21 protein-coding genes and 1 tRNA gene are annotated in these 20,390 nt (G+C 64.4%); 9 read left to right on the top strand and 13 right to left on the bottom strand.

Annotated elements, in window-relative coordinates; all coding sequences use genetic code 11:
- Nucleotides 1-2: 2 nt before the first annotated feature.
- From QRN34_RS13685 to QRN34_RS13700, 4 genes are all read right to left on the bottom strand, one after another.
- The gene (locus QRN34_RS13685) at nt 3-254 is read right to left on the bottom strand and encodes a hypothetical protein (protein WP_285405205.1); all 252 of its coding nucleotides are present in this window, start codon (nt 252-254) and stop codon (nt 3-5) included.
- A 124-nt stretch (nt 255-378) separates the two neighbouring features.
- Nucleotides 379-1,290, bottom strand: a complete 912-nt coding sequence (gene yedA / locus QRN34_RS13690; RefSeq protein ID WP_285405206.1) for a drug/metabolite exporter YedA — start codon at nt 1,288-1,290, stop codon at nt 379-381.
- Between the two features lie 92 nt (nt 1,291-1,382).
- Complete coding sequence (locus QRN34_RS13695; RefSeq protein WP_285405207.1) at nt 1,383-2,261, bottom strand: methylated-DNA--[protein]-cysteine S-methyltransferase; 879 nt, start codon at nt 2,259-2,261, stop codon at nt 1,383-1,385.
- A gap of 76 nt (nt 2,262-2,337) precedes the next feature.
- Nucleotides 2,338-2,625, bottom strand: coding sequence for a hypothetical protein (locus QRN34_RS13700; RefSeq protein WP_285405208.1), 288 nt, complete (start codon nt 2,623-2,625; stop codon nt 2,338-2,340).
- 80 nt (nt 2,626-2,705) lie between these two features.
- On the opposite strand from QRN34_RS13700, the gene QRN34_RS13705 reads away from it, so the two are divergent.
- Nucleotides 2,706-3,071 carry a Rieske (2Fe-2S) protein gene (locus tag QRN34_RS13705; protein WP_285405209.1) on the top strand — a complete coding sequence of 122 codons (366 nt, stop codon included), beginning with the start codon at nt 2,706-2,708 and terminating at the stop codon, nt 3,069-3,071.
- On the opposite strand, the gene QRN34_RS13710 is transcribed toward QRN34_RS13705, so the two are convergent.
- The 4 genes from QRN34_RS13710 to QRN34_RS13725 all read right to left on the bottom strand — a co-directional run bounded on the left by QRN34_RS13710 (nt 3,058) and on the right by QRN34_RS13725 (nt 8,325).
- Nucleotides 3,058-4,875 (bottom strand): SLC13 family permease, encoded by a 1,818-nt coding sequence (locus QRN34_RS13710; protein WP_285405299.1) that lies wholly within the window; start codon nt 4,873-4,875, stop codon nt 3,058-3,060. The two genes, QRN34_RS13705 and QRN34_RS13710, sit on opposite strands and share 14 nt — an antisense overlap.
- A gap of 184 nt (nt 4,876-5,059) precedes the next feature.
- Nucleotides 5,060-6,793: a ubiquinone-dependent pyruvate dehydrogenase gene (poxB, locus tag QRN34_RS13715; protein ID WP_285405210.1), complete on the bottom strand. Its 1,734-nt coding sequence runs from the start codon at nt 6,791-6,793 to the stop codon at nt 5,060-5,062.
- 95 nt (nt 6,794-6,888) lie between these two features.
- Nucleotides 6,889-7,617: a tRNA (guanosine(46)-N7)-methyltransferase TrmB gene (trmB, locus tag QRN34_RS13720; protein WP_285405211.1), complete on the bottom strand. Its 729-nt coding sequence runs from the start codon at nt 7,615-7,617 to the stop codon at nt 6,889-6,891.
- A gap of 15 nt (nt 7,618-7,632) precedes the next feature.
- Nucleotides 7,633-8,325, bottom strand: coding sequence for a hypothetical protein (locus tag QRN34_RS13725; protein WP_285405212.1), 693 nt, complete (start codon nt 8,323-8,325; stop codon nt 7,633-7,635).
- A gap of 134 nt (nt 8,326-8,459) precedes the next feature.
- On the opposite strand from QRN34_RS13725, the gene QRN34_RS13730 reads away from it, so the two are divergent.
- From QRN34_RS13730 to QRN34_RS13740, 3 genes are all read left to right on the top strand, one after another.
- Nucleotides 8,460-8,533 (top strand) — tRNA-Gly (locus QRN34_RS13730).
- Nucleotides 8,534-8,635: 102 nt separating this feature from the next.
- Complete coding sequence (locus tag QRN34_RS13735) at nt 8,636-10,099, top strand: site-specific integrase (RefSeq protein ID WP_285405213.1); 1,464 nt, start codon at nt 8,636-8,638, stop codon at nt 10,097-10,099.
- Between the two features lie 30 nt (nt 10,100-10,129).
- Nucleotides 10,130-10,597, top strand: coding sequence for a hypothetical protein (locus QRN34_RS13740; protein ID WP_285405214.1), 468 nt, complete (start codon nt 10,130-10,132; stop codon nt 10,595-10,597).
- Between the two features lie 252 nt (nt 10,598-10,849).
- On the opposite strand, the gene arsH is transcribed toward QRN34_RS13740, so the two are convergent.
- Nucleotides 10,850-11,572 (bottom strand): arsenical resistance protein ArsH, encoded by a 723-nt coding sequence (gene arsH, locus QRN34_RS13745; RefSeq protein ID WP_285405215.1) that lies wholly within the window; start codon nt 11,570-11,572, stop codon nt 10,850-10,852.
- Nucleotides 11,573-11,611: 39 nt separating this feature from the next.
- Here arsH and QRN34_RS13750 point away from each other — a divergent pair, with 39 nt between their 5' ends.
- Together QRN34_RS13750 and QRN34_RS13755 are read left to right on the top strand one after the other, a co-directional pair.
- Complete coding sequence (locus QRN34_RS13750; protein WP_285405216.1) at nt 11,612-11,938, top strand: metalloregulator ArsR/SmtB family transcription factor; 327 nt, start codon at nt 11,612-11,614, stop codon at nt 11,936-11,938.
- A 19-nt stretch (nt 11,939-11,957) separates the two neighbouring features.
- Entirely contained in the window at nt 11,958-12,470 is a 513-nt protein-coding gene (locus tag QRN34_RS13755; protein ID WP_285405217.1) for an arsenate reductase ArsC, read from the top strand.
- 158 nt (nt 12,471-12,628) lie between these two features.
- On the opposite strand, the gene QRN34_RS13760 is transcribed toward QRN34_RS13755, so the two are convergent.
- Nucleotides 12,629-13,363: a hypothetical protein gene (locus tag QRN34_RS13760; protein ID WP_285405218.1), complete on the bottom strand. Its 735-nt coding sequence runs from the start codon at nt 13,361-13,363 to the stop codon at nt 12,629-12,631.
- 478 nt (nt 13,364-13,841) lie between these two features.
- On the opposite strand from QRN34_RS13760, the gene QRN34_RS13765 reads away from it, so the two are divergent.
- The 3 genes from QRN34_RS13765 (at nt 13,842) to QRN34_RS13775 (ending at nt 16,731) form a co-directional block, all read left to right on the top strand.
- Nucleotides 13,842-14,606 (top strand): MobA/MobL family protein, encoded by a 765-nt coding sequence (locus QRN34_RS13765; protein ID WP_285405219.1) that lies wholly within the window; start codon nt 13,842-13,844, stop codon nt 14,604-14,606.
- Between the two features lie 465 nt (nt 14,607-15,071).
- Complete coding sequence (locus QRN34_RS13770; RefSeq protein WP_285405220.1) at nt 15,072-15,791, top strand: DUF6624 domain-containing protein; 720 nt, start codon at nt 15,072-15,074, stop codon at nt 15,789-15,791.
- A 691-nt stretch (nt 15,792-16,482) separates the two neighbouring features.
- Nucleotides 16,483-16,731, top strand: coding sequence for a plasmid partitioning protein RepB C-terminal domain-containing protein (locus tag QRN34_RS13775; RefSeq protein WP_285405221.1), 249 nt, complete (start codon nt 16,483-16,485; stop codon nt 16,729-16,731).
- Nucleotides 16,732-16,738: 7 nt separating this feature from the next.
- On the opposite strand, the gene QRN34_RS13780 is transcribed toward QRN34_RS13775, so the two are convergent.
- From QRN34_RS13780 to QRN34_RS13790, 3 genes are all read right to left on the bottom strand, one after another.
- Nucleotides 16,739-17,566, bottom strand: coding sequence for a hypothetical protein (locus tag QRN34_RS13780; RefSeq protein ID WP_285405222.1), 828 nt, complete (start codon nt 17,564-17,566; stop codon nt 16,739-16,741).
- A 649-nt stretch (nt 17,567-18,215) separates the two neighbouring features.
- Nucleotides 18,216-19,409 (bottom strand): FAD-dependent monooxygenase, encoded by a 1,194-nt coding sequence (locus tag QRN34_RS13785; protein ID WP_285405223.1) that lies wholly within the window; start codon nt 19,407-19,409, stop codon nt 18,216-18,218.
- 143 nt (nt 19,410-19,552) lie between these two features.
- Nucleotides 19,553-20,389: a helix-turn-helix transcriptional regulator gene (locus QRN34_RS13790; protein WP_285405224.1), complete on the bottom strand. Its 837-nt coding sequence runs from the start codon at nt 20,387-20,389 to the stop codon at nt 19,553-19,555.
- Nucleotide 20,390: the final 1 nt, after the last annotated feature.

Consider the following 20,390-nt stretch of genomic DNA (forward strand, 5'->3'; position numbering starts at 1 on the left):
ATTCAGTCGGCCGGCGCGGCCTTGCCGGCCTCGCAGGTATCGCGTTCGAGGTTCCATCGTCCGTCCTGCGCATCGCAGGCGTCGATGTCGGACAGCCGGGCGTCCAGGTCGGCATACATGGGGTCGGTATCGGGCCGGAAACGCTGGCAGGACGCGATGGCCGCCACGCCGATACCCATGACCGTGAGACCGCGCGCGACGCACAGGCGTCGTCGGTACGCTTTCCGGTTACGCGTTGCCAGGCTGCCTGTCATGCCGTTCTCCCGTGAGTGAAACGGGCAGCGTAGGCGGGCGGTCGCGCACCGCCCATCGAATAATTCTCAAAAATGCGCGCGCAGGCGCAGGCCGAGAACCGCGTCACATTCGCCGGGGCGAAACTCAGGCCTTGCGTGTCCGCATCAGCGTAATGATGCCCACGCCCACGAGGATGATGGCCATGCCGGCAAGGTCGAACGGACCGACATGCTCGCCGGCCAGGGCCACGCCGAACAGCACCGCCACGGGGGGATTCACGTAGGCGTAGCTGGTGGCCAGCGCGGGGCGCACCGTCTTGAGCACGTAGAGGTACGCGCTGAAGGCGACGATCGAGCCGAACACGATGAGGTAAGCCAGCGCGATCGTCGCACCGACCTGCGGGTGGTCGGGCAGGCGCTCGCCGTGCAGCAGCGCGAGGATCGCCAGCGAGACGCTGGCACAGAGCATCTGCGCCGCGGTGTTCATCGGGCCCGAGGGCATGTCCTGGCGCTTGGACCATACCGAGCCGAAGGCCCAGGCCATGGCCGCGCCGATCAGGGCGATGGCGCCCAGCGGCGAGGCGGAAAGCCCGTCGCCCAGGTTGAGCACCACGACGCCGACGAAGCCGAGCAGCAAGCCGACCAGCTCGCCACGCGTGGGCCATTCGCGATAGAGGCCACCGAAGGCGGCCGCGAACAGCGGCATGCTGGCGACCGCGACGGCGGCGATGCCGGAGCTGACCGACTGCTCGGCAAAGCACACCAGGCCGTTGCCGCCGGCGAGCAGCAGCGTGCCCACGATGGCGGCGTTGCGCCACTGGCGGGCGGTGGGCAACGCCACCCCACGGAGGCGCAGCACCGCGAACATCAGCACGCCGGCGACCGCGAAGCGGATCGACGCCAGCAGGAACGGCGGGTAGCTGACCAGCGCGTAGCGGATGCCCAGGTAGGTCGAGCCCCAGATCAGGTACATCGACAGCAACGACAGCGGCACCAGCCAGCGCGGGCCGGCCAGGGGAAGGGTGGGAGCGTTGGCGTGGCACGCGGCGTTGGACATGGGTAACCCGGGCAGGCACGCGCCGCCTCGTGCGGCGCGGAGCGGGAAAGATATCGCCGTGGCGCACGGCGCGGTAGCGAAACGTTTGCAGGTCAGGCTTGAGCGGTGCTCACGGCGCGTTCGATGGCCAGCAGCTGCCGCTTGATTTCCAGGCCCCAGCGCCAGCCGCCCAGGCTGCCGTCTTCGCGGATGATCCGGTGGCAGGGCACCAGCAGCGCCAGCTTGTTGCTGCCGCAGGCCCGCCCGATGGCGCGGGCCGCCTTGGGCACGCCCAGCCGCGCGGCAAGCTCACCATAGCTCAGCGTCTCGCCCTGCGGTATGCGCGTCAGGGCCTCCCACACCCGCCACTGGAAGGCCGTGGCGGCGACATCCAGTGGCGGCATGGCCGGGGTGTCGCCATGGTCCCAGCCCAGGTCGCGGCTGACCCGGGCGATGACCGCATCGAGCCAGTCGTCGCGCCCGGCGTCGACGCGCTCGTGCTCGGCCAGGGGGAACTCCGCCACCAGCCGTGCGTGCAGTGCGTCGTCGTCGGCACCCAGCGTCACCGCGCAGATGCCGCGCGCCGTGGTGGCGACCAGCAGGCGTCCCAGTGGCGTATCCGTGGTGGTGTAGCGAATGGCCGCCCCGGCGCCCCCGGCGCGGTAACTGGCCGGAGTCATGCCCAGGCGTCGGTCACTCTCTTCGTACACGCGGCTACCGGAACCGAACCCGGCTTCGTAGACGGCATCGGTGACGCTGGCCCCCTCGCGGAGCGCGCCACGCAGTTGGTCGAAGCGCCGCGCACGGGCGTATTCCGCGGGGCTGACACCGAAGCGGCGGCGGAAGGCGCGCTGCAAGTGGGTCGGGCTGAGGCCCGCGAGCGTGGCCAGGGTAGCGAGATCGCTGGCGCCGCCGCCGTCATCGAGCGCGGCACGGACCCTCTCCAGGGCATCGTCGGCGGTAGGGCGCATGGCGGGAACCTGGGTTTTCATCGTGGCCTCCGGCTAGGAGGGGCCAGCGTAGACGCGGGCCTGCGCCCGGCACTATCCGCTTCTTGCGTGGGCGGCCTTAATGATGAACCGGCTGGCGCTCGCGGATGACCACGAATTCGCCTTCCAGCACCTTCGGCTCGTGCGGTGCGCGCGTGGCCGAGGGTTGCGGCGCGGGGCGCCCGCCGCCACGAGCCAGCTTCCACTGGCGGACGGCCAGGAAGACCAGGCCACCGGCAAGCATCACGCCGATGACGACCACGCCGAACACCAGCAGCACCCCGAGCACGGCCAGGCCGGCCACGACGGACAGGGCACGGGCCAGTGGGTTGCGGGAACGACGAAGGGGCGGGAAGACGAAGCGCATTGGTTAAAAATCCGTATGGCACAATGACATGCGTGGTTGCCGCTTTACCTTGGGGCAACCCACCCTCATAGACAAGTGCCATGACTCCCGACCTCTCCGCCGTACCCCTCTGCCTGCTGGCCGACATCCCCGATGGTGGCGCCGTCGAAGCCGAAGCCCTCGTGCAGGGCGAGGTGGAGTCGTTGCTGGTCTACCGCCACGGCGACGAGGCCCGCGCCTACCTCAACGTATGCCCCCATGCGGGCCGCCGGCTGGATTACGCGCCCGGGCGGTTCCTGGTCCGCAACGGCACGATCATCTGCGCGGCGCACGGCGCCACCTTTGCGGCCGACAGCGGCGACTGCACCCAGGGCCCCTGCCGTGGCGACCGTCTGCGTGCCGTGCCCGTCGCCGTGGTCGAGGGTGTGGTGCGCCTCGCGGCTGAGAAACCCCTCAGCGGTACATGAGGTTGATCACCACCAGGGTGATCACCAGCACCAGTACCGTCAGCGGCAGCCCCACGCGCAGGAAATCCTTCGCGCGATAGCCGCCGGGGCCCGCGATCATCATCAGGGCGGGGTGGCCCGAAGGCAGCAGGAAGGTATTGGACGACGACACCGCGACGATCAGCGCATAGGCCGACGGGTTGCCGCCCGTGCTGACCGCCACGCTGATCGCCAGCGGCACCATCATCACGGTGGCGCCGACGTTGGACATCACCTGCGAGAACATCAGGGTGAGCACGGCGATGCACAGCTGCAGCGTCCATTGCGGCGCGCCGCCGAGGATCGCCAGCACTTCCTGCGCCAGCCACGACGCCGTGCCCGTGGAGTCCATCGACCAGCCCAGCGGGATCAGGCAGGCGGTGACGAAGATGGTCTTCCAGTTGATGGCTTTGTAGGCCTCGTCCATGTTGAGCACGCCGGTGAGCAGCATGCCCACGGCGCCGGTCATCATGGCCACCGACAGGTCGAGGTGGGTGAACAGGGCCAGGCACTTGGCCAGCACGAAGAAGCCCACGGCCTGCCAGATCTTGCCGGGGCGCTGTTCTTCCTTGGGGATGTCGGTGACCACCACGAAGTCGCGGTCTTCCTCGGCCAGCAGCAGGTCGCGCCACTTGCTGTGCAGCACCAGGGTATCGCCGGCGCGCAGGCTGACCGCGCGTACATCCTCGCGAAACACCTCGTCGCCGCGATTGACCGCCAGCACGGAGATACCGAAGCGCTTGCGCAGGCGCAGTTCGCCCACGGTCTGCTTGATGAAGCGCGAACTGGGCGGCACCACCGCCTCGGAAATACCGGCACGCGTGGTGTTGAACTGCTCGCCGAGCTGGCGCATGCGCATGGACACGCGACACAGCTGGTTGTTGGCGAACGCCTGGATGGCATCCTTGGGCGCCAGCACGCCCAGCACCGTGCCCACCCAGATCATCTGGTCGGAAGGCGGCGCCACGCGGCTCTCGTTGCCGTTCTTGATGGCCAGGATCAGCGGCGCGCCGTGCAGTTGTTCCACCTCGCCGATGCTCATGCCCACCAGCGGGCTTTCCGCCGTGACGGTGAGCTCCGCCGTTTCGCCCGCGATGCCGTAGGTGTCGGCGAAGTAGCTTTCCGTGCGGCCGGGGGTGACCTTCAGGCGCTCGTCCTCACGCTCGGGCAGCAGCTTGCGGGTGAAGAAGTAGAAGAACAGCACACCCACCACGGCCAGCACGAGGCCTACCGGGCTGACACTGAACAGGCCGAAGCGGGGGATGGTGTGCGCCCCGGGCGGCAGGTTGCTGTTGGCGCTGGCGATAAGGTCGTTCAGCACGATCAGCGGCGAGTTGGCGATCAGCGTGGTGTTGGTGGCCGTCAGGATGCAGAAGGCCATGGGCAGCAGCAGGCGCGACATCGGCACGCCGGTGCGGGCGGAGAGTCGGCTGGTCACGGGGATCATCAGCGCGGCCAGGGCCTGGCTGGGGATGACCGCACTGAACAGGCTGGTGACCGAGTTGACCACCACGCCCAGGCGCGATTCCACGCCGCGCGCCATGCGCATCACGAAGGCGGCCGTCAGGTTGAGCACCCCGGCGCGGTCCAGGCCGGCGCCCATGATCATGATGGCGATGATGGCGATGACCGCGTTACCGGCAAAGCCGTTGAATACCTGGTCGCCGGGAATCAGGCCGGTCAGGCCGATGGTGACGACGACCAGCAGGGCGACGAGGTCGGCCCGGATCCACTCCAGAACGAGCATGAGCATGGTGAAGCCCACCAGGCCCAGCACGAGGATCATTTCAGGCGTGAGGGTCAGTGCCACGAGCCGGGGGCCCGGGTCCGGTCGTTGGAGGCGTGCGGCGGCATGGTCTCGCCAGGCGGCTATCGATGTCGCAGGAGTATACGCGTCGGGGGTGGCTCCCGGCTGAAGAAAAACCACCACCCGCGAGCCGCCGTGGCGGCCCGCGGGTGATCGTGCATCGTCAGCGGCTGAGGTTACTCACCGCCAGGTCCAGGATGGAATCGCCGCGGCCGCTCATTACCGCCTTCAGCGCGTACAGGCTGAAGCCCTTGGCCTGCTCGGCGGTGATCTTCGGCGGCATCGACAGTTCCAGCCGATTGCTGACCACGTCCAGCAGCGCCGGGCCGTCGTGCGACAGCACCTCGGCGATGGCCGAGGGCAGGTCACTGGCACGGGCCACGCGGCGACCGTGGATGCCCATGGCGTTGGCCATGGCGGCGAAGTCGGGGTTTTTCAGCTCCACGCCGGTTTCCAGCAGGCCCGCAGCCTTCATCTCCATCTCGACGAAGCCCAGCGTGCCGTTGTTGAGCACGATGACCTTCACCGGCAGGCCTTCCTGGGCCAGCGTGATGAAGTCGCCCATCAGCATGGTGAAGCCGCCATCACCGGAGAGCGAGATCACCTGGCGTTCGGGATGCGAGGCCTGGGCGCCGATCGCCTGCGGCATGGCGTTGGCCATCGACCCGTGCACCCACGAGCCGAGCAGGCGGCGCTTGCCGTTCATGGCCAGGTAGCGTGCGGCCCACACCGTGGGCGTGCCGACGTCGCAGGTGAAGATGGCATCGTCCTCGGCCAGCTCGCTGACCAGGCGGGTCACCTGCTGCGGGTGGATGAGGTCGTGGCCGGGTTCGATCCGGGCCAGTTCGTCCAGGCCTTCGCGGGCCCGCGCGTAGTGCGCCAGGCAGCGGTCGAGGTGGCCGCGCACGCGCCGGGGCTCGATCCGTGGCAGCAGGGCGCGGATGGTCTCACCCACGTCGCCCACCACGCCCAGGTCCAGGCGGCAGCGTCGTCCGAGGTTCTCGGGGCGGATGTCCACCTGCGCGATCGTCGCGTCTTCCGGATAGAACTGGCGGTACGGAAAATCCGTGCCCAGCATCAGCAGGGTGTCGCAGTCTTCCATCGCGTGGAAACCGGAGCTGAAGCCGATCAGGCCGGTCATGCCCACGTCGAAGGGGTTGTCGTACTCCACGAACTCCTTGCCGCCCAACGCGTGCACGATGGGCGACTTCAGCGCATCGGCCAGGGCGATCAGGTCGTCGTGCGCGCCGGCCGTGCCGCGGCCGCAGAGCAGCGTGATGCGCTTGCCCGCATTGAGCAGATCGGCCAGGGCATCCAGCTCGCGTGCCGCCGGCACGACCTTCGGTGCGGGTGGCAGCAGGCCGGCCACCGGTGTCACGGTCTTGACCGGCGACTTGCGCATGGCCACGTCGCCCGGGATCACCACCACGGCCACGCCACGCTGGCCGACGGCGGCACGGATGGCGGACTCCAGCACGCGTGGCATCTGCGATTCGTCGGAGACCATCTCGCAGTACACGCTGCACTCCCGGAACAGCTCCGTGGGGTGGGTCTCCTGGAAGTAGCCGCTGCCGATCTCGGCGCTGGGAATGTGCGCGGCGATGGCCAGCACCGGCGTACGCGAGCGGTGGCAGTCGAACAGCCCGTTGATCAGGTGAAGGTTGCCCGGCCCGCAGCTGCCGGCACAGACGGCCAGCTGACCGGTGAGTTGCGCTTCGCCGCCGGCGGCGAACGCGCCGGCTTCTTCGTTGCGGACGTGGACCCAGTCGATCCGCTGGCGCTCGCGCAGCGAATCGGTGATCGCGTTGAGGCTGTCGCCTACGACGCCGTAGATCCGGCGTACGCCGGCTTCTTCCAGGGTGGCCGCGATGAGGTCGGCAAGGTTGGCGATGGACATGGGGCACTCCGTGAACGCGAAGCTCCGCATTAAGCGCCCTCGACGGTCAACGCACCGTCGTCGGGCGCACCGCCGCTTCTCGTGGTTTCATGCGATCAGCCGTGCCACTCGTAAAGGTAATCCCACACGCCATGGCCCAGGCGCGTGCCGCGGCGCTCGAAGTGGGTCTCGATACGCCAGGCGGGCCGCTCGGCGGATTGGCCCGGACCGACACGATTACGCCAGCCTTCCGCGGCTTCCATCGTCTCGCGCATGTGCTCGGCGTAGGCCTCCCAGTCGGTGGCCAGATGCAGCAGGCCGCCAGGCGCCATGCGCGAGGCCAGCAGTTGCACGAACGCCGGCTGGACCAGACGACGCTTGTTGTGGCGCTTCTTGTGCCAGGGATCGGGGAACCAGATCCGCACTTCCGACAGGCTGCCCGGCGGGATCTCGTGCTCCAGCACCTCGACGGCGTCGTGCTTGTACAAGCGCACGTTGGTTGCGTCGCGCGCGGCCAGCACGTTCATCAGGCGGCCGACACCCGGCCCGTGCACTTCCACGCCGATGTAGTCGCGCGCCGGGTCGTGCTCGCTGGCCCAGGCCAGCGCCTCGCCGTTGCCGAAGCCGATTTCCAGCACGCGCGGTGCATCGCGCCCGAAGACGTCGCCGGGATCGCGCACGCTGCCGTGGTAGTCGAGGCCGAAGCGGGCCCAGTGGTCGTCAAAGGCGCGCTGCTGCGCGGGCGTCATCCGGCCTTCGCGCAGCACGAAGCTGCGGATACGGCGGTAAAAGGGGGCGTCGCCGGCGTCGTCGTCGCGGCTGTCGTCGTCGGGGGTGGTCTGCATGCGCCTAGTGTAACGTCAGCGCCCGTTGTTCCATCCACCGCGCATGGGGATGCCCGTCCCGGGCTGGTTCCCGCTACCCATGCCCGTGCCGGGTTGTGGAGCCCGGCTGTTGGTCGTGCCGGTACCCGGCTGCACGGGGCGCACGTCATCGTGGCCGCTGCTCCAGCCCGGATTGCCGTTGTTCCAGCCGTTGCCGCGATCGTCCCGGCCGCGCCGGTCGTCCTGGCGGGAACGGTCCGGGGCCGTGGTGAACGCGGGCGCGGTGGTGGACGACCGGGTGCCGCGCGCGGGGAGGATCACGGTGTTGGAGGTGGTCGGTGGGTGGCCGCCGTTGCCGTGGTCGGGCCGGCCGTGGTTCCGGTCGCGATCGCGATCGTAGCGGTCGTCGTGGTCGTAGCCGTTTCCGTAGCCGCCGCCATAGTTACCGCTGTAATAGCCACCGTAGCCGTCGTTGTACGGGGCGTCACGGTCGCGGTCGTAGCCGTCGTCGACCACCGTGGCCCGGTCGCCGGCATAGAGGTGTGGGGGCTGAGGGAGGGAGCCGGTGCTCACGGTTTCCCGCCGCACCGGGACGGCGGGGCCGGAGATGTAGCTGACCCCCGGCTTGGGCATGTCGGCGGTGGACACCGTGCGCGACTGTGCGGAGGCGGCGCCAGCGGCACACAGCGCGAGCGCCGAGAAAGCGGAAAGCGATAGTGCGCGATGCATGAGCCGACCCTCGTCAGATTCCCCGGCCCGATTATGCGCCGGACCCTGGGGCGCCGGGTGAGGGTGCCGTGGGGCGTTCAGGCGGATGCCACCTTTCGCGGGCGGGGGGTCTCGTATTACCATCGGTGGCCGATGCGGGTGTAGCTCAATGGTAGAGCTGTAGCTTCCCAAGCTACTGACGAGGGTTCGATTCCCTTCACCCGCTCCAGCTTCGGTGTTATCGAAGCTAAGTGCCTTCTCTGCAACGTCTTTCTTGGCTTCGTCGGTGAACCCCGAGCGACCTCCCCGAGGTATCGCCCGAGGTATCGTTTTGCCAAAGCCTCTCCTGCTCAACCGACGCTCCGGCTTGTATGTGCGTTTTCGGGTGCCGACCGACCTGCGTGACGCGGTCGGCTCGCGCTTCCTTGTGCGTCCGCTGCGCCACCCTCCGGGAGAAACAGCCAGACTCGCGGCTGCGGTGCTCGATGTGGCACTCTCCAACGCGTTCAGAAAAATCCGGACGGGGGGTGTCATGGTCGACATCAAGCAATTGCTTAAGGACGCAGAAGACGCATTCCAGCTGACGATTGGCGGGGTGCGCTTGCCCAACGGTGTCGAGCTGACGAATGTCCTAATCAATACGGCCGAGGATGAGCGTCAATTTTGTGACCTGATGGCCGCCGCTACTCCGACCAGCACGAGCCGAGGCGCCAAGAAGGCCGTTGCGGTCGAGCGGCGCAAGGAAAACTTTCTCGGTGCGCTGTCGGCAACGCATCTCGCCGATTTGGAGCGCGCCGGACGCGACAAGAAGACCGTGTTGGAGAGCCGACATAGCCTGATGTTGTTGCGTGGCATTGTGGGGGACATTCCTGCTGCCGACTTGACGAGCGACCACTGCCGGCAGTTCTTTGATGACGTGGCTTACTGGCCGCGCCACGCGACCAAGCGGCCTGAGTTTGCAAACTTGTCGGTGCGCGAGGTGCTTGCCAAAGCCAAGACGATGGCCGAGCCGCCGCCGGCGGCGGCCACGCTCAATAAGCATCACCAGCGACTATCGACTTTCTTTAATTGGCTGAAGAAGAACAAGCATCTGACGGAAAACCCGTTGCACGGCTTGGTGCGTCAGGACAAGGATGACGCTGAAGAAGAGACGGGCCGCGCGTTTACCCAAGAGGAGTTGGATGCCATCTTTGAGCCTACGGCCTACGTGGCGTGGGCCGCGAAGTATCCGCACCGCTTTTGGGTCCCCATCTTGGCGCTCTACTCGGGTGCACGCGTGACGGAGCTGAGTCAGCTTTACGTTGCCGATGTGGAAGTCATCAACGGCATTCCGGGCTATCACATCAATCGTCGCTTTCCAGGGCAGAAGCTCAAGAATAAGGCGTCCCGGCGCTTTGTGCCGCTCGCTCAGCCCGTTCTGGACGCCGGCTTCCTGCGCTTTGCCGAAGAGGCAAAGGCGGCTGGTCAGGCGCGGTTGTTTCCGCAGCTTCCGAATAACGATGGTGGCGGCTTTGGCAAACAGATGAGCAAGCAGTTCTCGGCGTATCTGAGAAAGCGTGGCGTGACCGAGTCGGGTCTTGGTATGCACGCATTTCGGCACACGCTGGCGACAAGGTTGGCACGCGCCAAAGTGCCGCTACAAACCATCGGAAAAATCACCGGACACAAGGGCGAGCAAGGAACGCTGGGGAAGTTTTACATCGATGAGCCGACGTTGCACGAGCGCCTTGATGCGCTCGCGCTATTTGAACCAGGTATTAACCTTCCATGGGTCACCGTGCTTGAGCGTCTATGAAGTGCATCAGAAAGAACAACGGAGATAACGGTGAAGATTAGGGAGTTTTTGGAAGACGCCGATTTTTTTACGTATCTTATTATGCTCGGAATCTGTTTTCTCTTTCTTGCGACTTTGTTCATTGCCGAGAAAGGTGGCAAAGATGTAGACAACGCCCTCCTCGATTTTTGGTCATACATGCTTCCCATCCTTGCTGGCGCGCTCGCCGGCGGGGGCATTTATTTCAAGGATGATTCGGAACTGTATTTCGGATGGTCTTGTTTCGTGCTCGTCTTGGGGCTGATGGCTTATATGCATCTCAAGGGATTCGGGAATATTCTATATTTTATTGCAAGCCTCCTGGCTTCGCTCTGGACTGCCGTAGACCTTTATGTGTCTGTCGATGACGTTGCAGCAAGCCGGAGCACGGCACGTTTTTCGCTTTGGTTACTCAATCGTTCAATCCTTCTTATAGCGTTTCTGACGGTTACGCTCACACTATGGGGTAGAGTGAAATAGTGAGATCGCTAGGATCTCAGCCAGGGCCACAGTTGTGATCACGGATAGTGACCAATTCAGCACGAGTAGCCGGATTTTTCGCCTTCGCGCATCAAGAGAAACAAAGGGTTCTTGAGTAGATGAACTGTTGTTGATCATGAGCTGATAGCGTTCGATTTGCGTGGTTGCACGTTTAGCACGTGAGAAGCGCTTGGCAAGGCAGCTGTTGAATGGCTCCATTACATGTAAGAACTGGCCTTCTCCAGGGGTTGACTACTGCGGCTCAACCGCCCCCGCCTGCTCAGCCAGCGCCCTCGCCAACGCATCGCCCTTGCGCTCGCTGTAGCGGTTGACCAGGTAATCGCTGCGCCCGCGCACCAGGTAGGTGAACTTCACCAGCTCCTCCATGACATCCACGACGCGGTCGTAGTAGGGCGACGGCTTCATGCGGCCAGCCTCATCGAACTCCTGCCAGGCCTTCGCCACCGACGATTGGTTGGGGATGGTGACCATGCGCATCCATCGGCCCAGCACGCGCAATGCGTTGACCACATTGAACGACTGAGAGCCACCGCTGACCTGCATGACCGCGAGCGTGCGGCCTTGGGTGGGCCGAACGCTCCCGTCTTCCAACGGCAGCCAGTCAATCTGGTTTTTGAACACCCCGGTGAGGGTGCCGTGCCGCTCCGGGCTCACCCACACCTGGCCTTCGGACCAGACGGACCATTCGCGCAACCGCTGCACTTCCGGGTGGCTCGCCGGCACGCGGTCGAGCATGGGCAGGTTGTGCGGGTGGAACACCCGGGTCTCGGCGCCGAGATGCTGCAAGATGCGCTCGGCTTCCAGCGCAAGCTGGCGGGAGTAGGACACCTCTCGGAGCGACCCATACAGAATGAGGATGCGCGGCGGGTGCCCGGCGTCGGTGGCCGCACCGAGGGCGGGCGCATCGGGGGCAGGGAGGTGGTCGAGGTGCAGGTGAGGCAGGTCGGTGGACATGGGTTGCTCTGCTCAGACTGATTCGACTATTCTAGTTTAATGGAAACAAACGACGCAATCGCGGCCCTTACCGCGCTTGGCCACGCTAAGCGCCTGGCCATCTTCCGGCTGCTCGTAGTCGCGGGCCCGACCGGCCGGATGGCCGGGGACATCGGCCAGACCTTGGACCTGCCGGGGGCTACGCTGTCGTTCCATCTCAAAGAGCTGCTGCACGCGGGATTGGTCACGGCCGAACCCCAAGGGCGGTTCGTTTGCTACCGCGCCGCGTTCGCCGCCATGAACGGCCTGATTGGCTACCTCACCGAAAACTGCTGTGCCGACGACCCCGCGGCCGTTTGCGGCCCAACCGCGTCCAGCTGCTGCTGACCCCTCGAAGGACTATCCCGTGACCCAACGCGTGCTGTTTGTGTGCACGGGCAATAGCGCCCGTAGTGTTCTGGCTGAAGCGACCTTGCGCGCGTGGGCCGGCAGTCGGTTCGAAGCCTTCAGCGCCGGCAGCCAACCGGCGGGGCGCATCAACCCCTTCGCCCTGGAGACCTTGGCTGCCGCTGGCATCTCCACCGCGGGGTTGCGCAGCAAATCGTGGGACGAGTTCGCCAGCGATGGCGGCACGCCCATCGACCTGGTGGTCACGGTGTGCGACAGCGCGGCGGCCGAGCCGTGCCCGGTCTTCTTCGGAGACTTTGTGCGCACCCACTGGGGCCTGCCGGACCCGGCGGCGGTCGAAGGCACGGATGACGCGAAGCGGGTGGCGTTCGTTGCCGCCCACGCGACCATCCGAGCGCGGCTCATGGCCTTTCTGACGCTCTCGCCCGAGGTGTGGGCCGACCGTGTCGCCCTCAAAGCCGCGCTCGACCGCATCAGCTTCCTTCAGTCCGAGGACGCGCAGAGTTCGTGAGGTTAGGGCGTGCTGGCTGCGCCGAGCACGCCCCGGTGATCTTTTGAGGCGGTCCACGACGCTACGAAGGCCCGTCGTCGACGAATGGGCTCTGCACCGTCACTGCGGGACCTAGGAGCTACCTGCCTAACTCACGCTGGTGGAGCCAGGCCCCCGCATCAGTCAGGATTCTCGGAGACTGGAGGGAACAGAATGCTGTTCCTTGACGGGGAATATCGAGCGCCCTGTTTGGCGGCTTCTTCGAGCTGCGCCTGGGACCATCCGGACGCCAGGAGCTGTTGGACAATCTCCGGCGTCAGTGGCACCGACTCCGTCGGGTTGAAGATGGCATCAACCTTGTCTTCCACGGGTTGCAGTTCATCCAAAAACTGACGGAGCTGGTCCGTCGGATAGCCTGCCACCGCGCGGGTCTTAATCTCATCGTGATGGGTATCGACGAAAAAGAACGGGCCCCGCAATTCGAATACACCGTCCCACATCAACTCTATGCGGGTCGGCAAGTCGCGCACGGTCACCTGCTGGCGTTCGCCCCGCCAAACCAAGCACAACGCCTGACTCTTTATCGGGTCAAGCATCCAAGCATCGCCAATGCCTGTGGCGACCAGCAGAAAGGGTTGGGCCGTCGTTGCTTCCGGTCCAGTAACGACGATTCGAACTTCGCCCGCCAGTTCGGCGGCAATGATGGCGTCAATTTCCGCAAGGATGCCGCGGGCCCGGCCTCGCGCAGCGGTGGCTTGCTCGCACTCGACGACATGGTGCCAATGGTGGTATCCGGCGCTTTGCGCGACGACATCGAGTAATTCGACATGCTTGCGCTTGTCGGTGAGGCCGAGCCTCTTGGCCTGCTTCTTAAGAATCTTGACCTTAGCGGCCGTGGTGGGGATGTGCGACATGACTGACTCCGACTGTGTGCGAAAGCCAGGTGCTCACTGCCCAGATCCGCCACAGGTGGGGAATCAGACGAAGTTGGATGGATGTCGTCCCGTTAGGGTTTGCCGAGGTGAGCAGCAGGCGGTGACCACGCCTGGCCGAAATCTAACAAAACGCAGGTCGGGAATCCAGCGGCGGGCGGAACCGCCGCAACTGCGTAAAACAATTGCAACCGCGCAAAGCAACGGCGCGTCTCAGAGTTGTTCCAACTCGCCGCTCAAAGCCAGGCAACATCAACATCCAGAGCCGCCAACGCTGAGGCGTCGGCGCAACAGACTCTTCAAATGTGTGACGCTGAGCATGTCAAGTTTCCTTGACATGCTCGCGCAATCTGCTTCACTGCTATAGAGGGCGGGCGCCGTGCCCCCTCCGCATCGCACGTCCCGGGCATGAAGCCCATCCGGTCCGAGGTCGGCCCGGCTTACGAACAAGGAGAAGTCTGTGACTCATGCCCGCCCTCATCTCACTACGCACGGCCGCGCCAAAGGCCATTCCGCCATCGGCGGGGTCGCTTATCGCCTCGGCCTCAAGCTCTACGACAAGCGCACTGGGGAGTGGCACGACTATCGCCGGCGGGTGCTCAATGAGGAAATCATCGCGGCCTTCACCCTCGCGCCCGCGGGAGCCCCATCGTGGGCCACCGATGCTGCGACGGTGTGGGAAGCCGTGGAAGCAGCCGAATTGCGGAAAGACTCGCAGGTGGCACATGATTTCCGCATCCCTGTGCCGTTCGGTTTATCGGGTGCAGAAGCCGAAGCGATGGCGCGGAGCATGGCGCAACACATCGTAGAAACCTGGGCCACGGTCGTGTCGGTCGGCCTGCATCGCGACTCGCCCGTCGACGTCCTGGGCCAGCCGAAGCCATTTGGAAAACAAGGGTTCCATGCACACCTCTATTTTCCCACGCGCGCGTTGGCTTTCGACGCCGATGCCGTGCGCGACGCGGACGAAGACGGGCAGGGCGGGTCGGACGGCTGGCCTTGGTCGGATAACCCAACTCCTGCGGTCATCCGCCGGTGCAGCCAACGCTCGGCGGGCCACGGCTGGGCGAGGCGGGCGGTGAGGGTGGCTGACTTCGACCGACAGAGCGCGACCCGCTACATCGCCGCAGTGAAATCCTTGGTGCAATCGGAGCGCCGACGGATGTTCGACCGCAAGATGCGGAAAGCGGGCTTGCGGGAAGCGCGGACGGCTCGCCGGCTTTGATTTCGAAAAGGGATGACCGACGGGCAAGGAGGCCCACTTTTATGGATATGCAGCTCCAAAGGCTTTTGCAGGATGCAGCGTGGGATGGTGACCACGTCACCGTCGCCCTGCTCATTGGCCACCCCGATGTCGACCCCGCCGGCCAGCGCTCAGCTGCGTTGCTCCATGCGGCGCATCGGGGGCACTGGCGATGCGTAGAGCTGCTGCTGCCTGTGAGCAATCCCCTTGAGCACCGGTCCGAACCCCTTCTCAGGGCCGCCCGTGGACGAAGCAAGGGCCACCGTCGATGTGTGGCGCTGCTGGCGCCATGGTCGGACACCAGCCGGTGGGAACCGTGGGAATGGGACGAGGTTGGCCCATGGGCGGTGAATCTGCTCCAGCGAACGAATGTAGGTGTTCCCTGACAGACGCAGCGGGGCAAGGTCGGCAACATATGTATTCAGCCGCCGAAGGGAAAACCGTCGCATGACCAAACTGCTCGCTCATGTCGTCCTTGCAGGCCTTGTGCTGGGCACCGCATTTTCCTTGCCCGCCGTGCATGCCGAAGACGGCCAGGATGTCTCACTCGAAGACATGCTTGCCAAGCCTTGCCCCTCGGCAGCACAGTGGCTGAAGACGCGGGAGGCCCAGGTTGCCTCCCTGCGTCAGGCAAGCGCCAAGTCCAAGCCCCGCGACACCGCGCTGCACGACGAGCTCCTGAAGATGGAAGCGGACGATGTCCGCGTTCGCACACCTCTCCAGCAAGCGGGTGAACATCCGTCCCAGGCTGTCGTCCAGGCGGTGATGGACGTGGACAAGCGCCACCTCGAACGCCTGCGGGCCATTACGGCACACGGGTTGCCGACGCGCGACGCCATCGGGGAAGACGGGCAGGCGGCGCTGTTTGTTCTTGTGCAGCACGCAGACATGGACCCTGCCTTGCAAGAGCGCGTCCTGGCTGAGAATGCAAAGCAGGGGAGCACGGGGTTTGCCCCGGACGATGCTGCCATGCTGGCTGACCGTGTCGCCCTTCGCCTCGGCAAGGCGCAGCCCTATGGCTCACAGCTCGGATACGAGAACGGTCACCTCGCGCCGAGAAAGCCTGTTGATGACCTCGGTGAGGTGGACAAGCGGCGAGCGGCGGTCCATCTCATGCCGATGTCGGATTACATGTGCATGATGGGCGTGCTGCAAGGGCCTCACTAACTGGACCTGCCTGCCGCAGGCGGGTCGACCCCAGCCAACCGGTGCCCGTTTGCCCGCCGCCGACCTTCAGTGGATGCGCGGACGACCGCTTTTGAGTGCGTTTTGGGCCTAATCGATGGCGAGAGACAACGCTTCGACTGCCTGACCACATCCCTTTTTGGGAGAAGAACCCGGAGGACCGAGCACCTCGGTGACGCGCAGTGCAGCGGTGACTACGTCGGCATGCCCCGCGTCGGCTGCGAGGGCCGCGAGCCGGTGGGCGATGGCGCGCGCCACCGGGAACTCCATGTTTGCCACCCGAGGGTCTTGCCGTCTGTCGGTACCTGCCTACACCCTATCGGAAAAGCAGGGCGGAGCCATTCGGCCCGGTGAGTCGATTTCTGACGATACCCATCCCGTGATGCCAGCCACTTCCCGGATGACCTGAAATTGCGCCACGGTTTTGACCTCCGCTCGACGGAGGGAGAGGTACATCCACGCATACGTCAGGAGTGTGGCCAGCGATTTTCGAGATGCCCATTCGGCCGGCCTGACACCACAGGAGCAACGATATGGCAAAGTCACCCGTTCCGAATGCACCGAGCAAGAATCCGGGAAAGCCCTCAGGTGGCGGACGCGGCAACGCGCCGAGCAAATCGGGTGGGGCACAAGGTAAAAAGTCATAGAGGTGTGTGTCCCCTATGAGTCCAAGGTGGCGGCAAGACCAGGGACGGTCGAATCCATCGGGCGGATGGAGCGCGAGCTTGCCGCACTCCAGATGCAGACCTCAGCCGTGGAAGATTCCTATGGCCCAGACGTGCTGCACCTGACCATCGTCAAGGGACATCTGGGCAAGTGGCTGGGCAACGCGTCGGTCGTTCGCTGGCTTGCCCGCCACCGGCCGGAGTATCTCAAGGAGTTCCAGAGGACTTCCGAAACTGCGGATGTGGGGGCGGGATAGGCAAGTGTCAGCGCTGCTTTTGTACGAGCATCGCCAGATACAAAGCGCTTTTATGAGTGATGAAACGTTTTCCGTTATCCCTAGCAGTCCCGACCTTTCCCAGCACCAAAACATACGCACCTGAAAGTTCTTCGAGGTTCCCGGCTTTCACCATTTCCAGAAGGACTTGTTTGTCGGCTTCCGGTACGCGAATGCTTGGCTCGGTCAGTCCTCCGGTGTTGAGATAAATTGCGCCGTCCTTCCCGTGCCGCGCGTCTGACAGAGATCCCCAAAAGCCTCTGTACTGGCCTGCGGGAAGGCTGGCAACCTCACCGAAGGGCACAAAGAATTCCCTCGCGGGCATTTCGATGACACCCGTGAGCTCAATGATTTGATTCGAGGTGGCTAGTCCGTGGCCCTCAACGAGGGCCCTCAGCATCGCCCGAAGCCGCTTGTACGTTCGAGAACGCTGCTCTCCATTTGCGCCGCCGAAGAAGCGGCCCTGACCATGCTGTCGGTCGGACGGGTTGCCTCCGGGCGCCCCTGCGCTCCCGACGTCCAGGCGAAGGTCGACCACGATGCGGTCGCCTGGATTCAAGCGCTCGTCTTCGCCATCCCCGCCATCAACGCCCCAGCCACCGCCTTCCTGGCTTGCCAGGCTGCATCCGGGCTTATGGGGACGGCCTCCAAAGCAGGGCGCCCGTCCATCCGCAGATTGTTTGCGGAAAAAGGCTGGCCCTTCGCACTCTGCGCAAACGAGGTTGCGCCGATAATTCTCCAGGGTTACCGGAGCCAATTTGGAGAAGTCGAACGCGGTGTAAGGCTTGTCGTCGAGTGTGCAGCGAGCGTGGTCCATATGCGCCTTCCATGTGGGTGTCCATGGGGTCGGCTCTCTGGGAGATTTCTGGAGGCAACAACCGCGTTTGCGGCCGATTACGCGTATAGGTTGTTGCCAGCCGAAATCGTCCGCCGGACTTGCTGGTATCCTTCCGACATAGTCCCGTTCTGGGTATCGCACCGCCCAACCCCTTGTCTGGCCTGGTTATTGAGGCAGCTCAGCGGGTTAAATGATGAGCCAGGGTGTTCCCTTCACCCGCTCCAACCTCGGTCTTATCGAAGCTAAGTGCCTTCTCTGTGACGTCTTCTTCGGCCGACGCAGCGAACCTGAAACGCCTTCCCGGGGTATCGTTTTAGGTATCGTTTTCCGTGCCAGAGCCACTTCTGCTCCACCGACCCGCTGGCCTCTATACGCGCTTCCGCGTGCCGACGGACGTACGCGACCGCGTGGGGTTCCGCTTCCTGGTGCGCCCACTCCGGCACCCAAAAAAGCAGCCCGACGCGCCACGGCCCTTCTGGACGTGGCACTCTCCAACGTATTCAGGAGGATGCGGCAGGGAGGAGGCGAGATAACTGCGTGGGCCGAATGATAAAGCGGTGCCTAATCGATAAGATGCTGGGCTCTGGTTCAAGTCGCGAGACCGCAACCCTTTTTTTCGACCCGAATGTCACGTGTAATCCGGAAAGACGAAGTCTTCGGCGATGGCTTTCTTGCGCTTGTCGGGCGTTGGCCTAAACAAGAATTGCACCGGCCTGCTCGCCAGCACTTTGAGGGCCTGGCGAGTTATCCACGCTCCTCCCGGGCTTGAGGGGTGCATCATTCGGATGCTTCTGGCGCTCAACTGGTTTTGCGAAGCCTCCACGTAGGGCCGAAGGAGCTGTTCGTAGTTGGCGAAGGCCTGGATGAGCGTGGCAGATCGCTTGATTTCGCCGGCTAGAAGATAGGCGCCAACGAGTGCAAGCGCGGTGCCTTTGCCGGTGAATGGGGTGGGACAGTAGCCTGCGTCACCGAGTAAAACGGCGCGGCCCTTCCACCACCGAGCGACATTCACTTGGCTCATTGGCCCAAAGTAGAAGTCGCTGACCGACGCCAGTTCGCTCCGGACTCGGTCAGCCAGCGCGCCGCGCCCGGTCAATGCCTCCGCCAGCGCGCTCCGCTGCTCGGCTGGGGTTCCACGATGCAGCGTTTCTTCTGCCAGGAAAGTCGTCAATACTGTCGTATGGCCGCTCTTTCCGGGCCGAAGAAAAACCGCCATGCCGCCTCCCAGGGAGGACATGGCCCATCCATCGTCGCCTGACCGGCGTGGGATGTCGAAAAAAGCCATGTGAGCGCCCAGGTAGCGGAAGCTTGTCTCCTCCGCCAGCACCATCGCGCGTGTCGACGAGCCAAGACCGTCAGCCGCTATCACCACATCGAAGACCTCTTCCTCGCCAGTGTTGAACGACGCAACCATCCCCTCCGCAGTGTCCAAAAGCGCAGTCACATACGTGCCAAACCGATACTCGCAGACGTCCTTGACGCTGCTGTGAAGGATGTGGGCGAGGTCCCCGCGCAGGATCTCGACATCCTCGGTTAGCCCAGCGAAGGCACCGCGTGGAAAGGTGGCAAAAACTCGACCGCTGGTGTCCTGGAACTTCACTCCACGCTCGCGCGTATTCTTGGCTTCGACGTCCTCAGCGAGACCCATTTTGTGGAGGACGTATTGACCGGCTCCCTTTATGTCCACATTCTGGCCGCCGTCGCGCAGGCCTGAGGCTTTCTCGACAATCACGATCGAGTAACCGTATTTCTGGAGCCAGTGCGCGCATGCCGGTCCGGCGATGCCGCCGCCACAGATGAGAATCTTGTTTTTGAGCTTCATGGCAGGTCTCGCGTTGGAGCGCGGCGAATTCACCAACCGCAGCATTGAAACGCAAAGCCTAATGACGCCCAGGACTGAACACATGGGGCCATCCCGCCAATGGATGCCGAGAACCCGCCATAATCGATGCGGCGTGGACTTTTCTATCCCTCGCTCCAGGCGGGCTGATACTGTCCTGGGGATTGTCCCATCACTTTTTTGAACATAGTGATGAAGGCACTGGAGTTCTGGTAGCCCAGGTGAAAGGCGACGGCCTGCACTGAATCGCCACAAGCCAGGCGCTCGAGGGCGACCATGATGTGAAACTGCTGTCGCCATCGACCAAAACTCATCCCGACTTCCTGCTGAATCAGGCGGAACAGGCTTCGTTCGCTCATGGCCACACGCTTGGCCCATTCCGCGATGGTGGCACGGTCTGCGGGGCGGGAAGCTAGCGCCTCAGCAATGGTATGCAGTCGGGCGTCCTCTGGCATCGGGAGGTGCAGACGCTCGCGCGGAGCGATCGCTAGCTGATCGAGCAACGTCTGGGCTAAGCGCCCGTCCGGGCCTTCGCAGTCGTAAAGCGTCGAAAGCCGCGAGGCCGCGATGATCAGCTCTCGCAGCAGCGGCGTGACGGCCAGCGTGCAGCATTCCTGAGGCATCCCGGTCGCGGCGGCGGGCTCGACGAAAAGCGTATAAACGAGGACATCGCCGACGCAGCGTATGCTGTGCTCCAGGTCGCCCGGGATCCAAAGGGCGCAGTGGTGCGGGACCATCCATAGCCCTTTCGTGACTTCGCAGGTTACCAATCCGCGCAGCGCCATGAACAGCTGGGCCTTACGGTGGGCGTGCGGGGACTGTTTGAAGCCACCCGTGACCAATTCGCCGCTGATGGCGAACACCGGGCGCGGAACATGCTGTGGATACAGGTAGTCGATCGGGTCACTCATAAGATCGATCCGGGCAGCCATCTGCTTCGAGGCGCCAAGCCACTGCTCCATA

The sequence above is a fragment of the Luteibacter sp. ME-Dv--P-043b genome (assembly GCF_030209605.1).
Classification (GTDB): domain Bacteria; phylum Pseudomonadota; class Gammaproteobacteria; order Xanthomonadales; family Rhodanobacteraceae; genus Luteibacter.

Bases quoted from the DNA above. Each gene is read 5' to 3' on its own strand.
- arsH (WP_285405215.1), bottom strand. From the start codon at position 11,572: ATGTCCACCGACCTGCCTCACCTGCACCTCGACCACCTCCCTGCCCCC.
- QRN34_RS13705 (WP_285405209.1), top strand. From the start codon at position 2,706: ATGACTCCCGACCTCTCCGCCGTACCCCTCTGCCTGCTGGCCGACATC.
- QRN34_RS13685 (WP_285405205.1), bottom strand. From the start codon at position 254: ATGACAGGCAGCCTGGCAACGCGTAACCGGAAAGCGTACCGACGACGC.
- QRN34_RS13750 (WP_285405216.1), top strand. From the start codon at position 11,612: ATGGAAACAAACGACGCAATCGCGGCCCTTACCGCGCTTGGCCACGCT.
- poxB (WP_285405210.1), bottom strand. From the start codon at position 6,793: ATGTCCATCGCCAACCTTGCCGACCTCATCGCGGCCACCCTGGAAGAA.
- QRN34_RS13700 (WP_285405208.1), bottom strand. From the start codon at position 2,625: ATGCGCTTCGTCTTCCCGCCCCTTCGTCGTTCCCGCAACCCACTGGCC.
- yedA (WP_285405206.1), bottom strand. From the start codon at position 1,290: ATGTCCAACGCCGCGTGCCACGCCAACGCTCCCACCCTTCCCCTGGCC.
- QRN34_RS13780 (WP_285405222.1), bottom strand. From the start codon at position 17,566: ATGGACCACGCTCGCTGCACACTCGACGACAAGCCTTACACCGCGTTC.
- QRN34_RS13790 (WP_285405224.1), bottom strand. From the start codon at position 20,389: ATGGAGCAGTGGCTTGGCGCCTCGAAGCAGATGGCTGCCCGGATCGAT.
- QRN34_RS13710 (WP_285405299.1), bottom strand. From the start codon at position 4,875: ATGATCCTCGTGCTGGGCCTGGTGGGCTTCACCATGCTCATGCTCGTT.
- QRN34_RS13770 (WP_285405220.1), top strand. From the start codon at position 15,072: ATGACCAAACTGCTCGCTCATGTCGTCCTTGCAGGCCTTGTGCTGGGC.
- QRN34_RS13725 (WP_285405212.1), bottom strand. From the start codon at position 8,325: ATGCATCGCGCACTATCGCTTTCCGCTTTCTCGGCGCTCGCGCTGTGT.
- trmB (WP_285405211.1), bottom strand. From the start codon at position 7,617: ATGCAGACCACCCCCGACGACGACAGCCGCGACGACGACGCCGGCGAC.
- QRN34_RS13760 (WP_285405218.1), bottom strand. From the start codon at position 13,363: ATGTCGCACATCCCCACCACGGCCGCTAAGGTCAAGATTCTTAAGAAG.
- QRN34_RS13785 (WP_285405223.1), bottom strand. From the start codon at position 19,409: ATGAAGCTCAAAAACAAGATTCTCATCTGTGGCGGCGGCATCGCCGGA.
- QRN34_RS13695 (WP_285405207.1), bottom strand. From the start codon at position 2,261: ATGAAAACCCAGGTTCCCGCCATGCGCCCTACCGCCGACGATGCCCTG.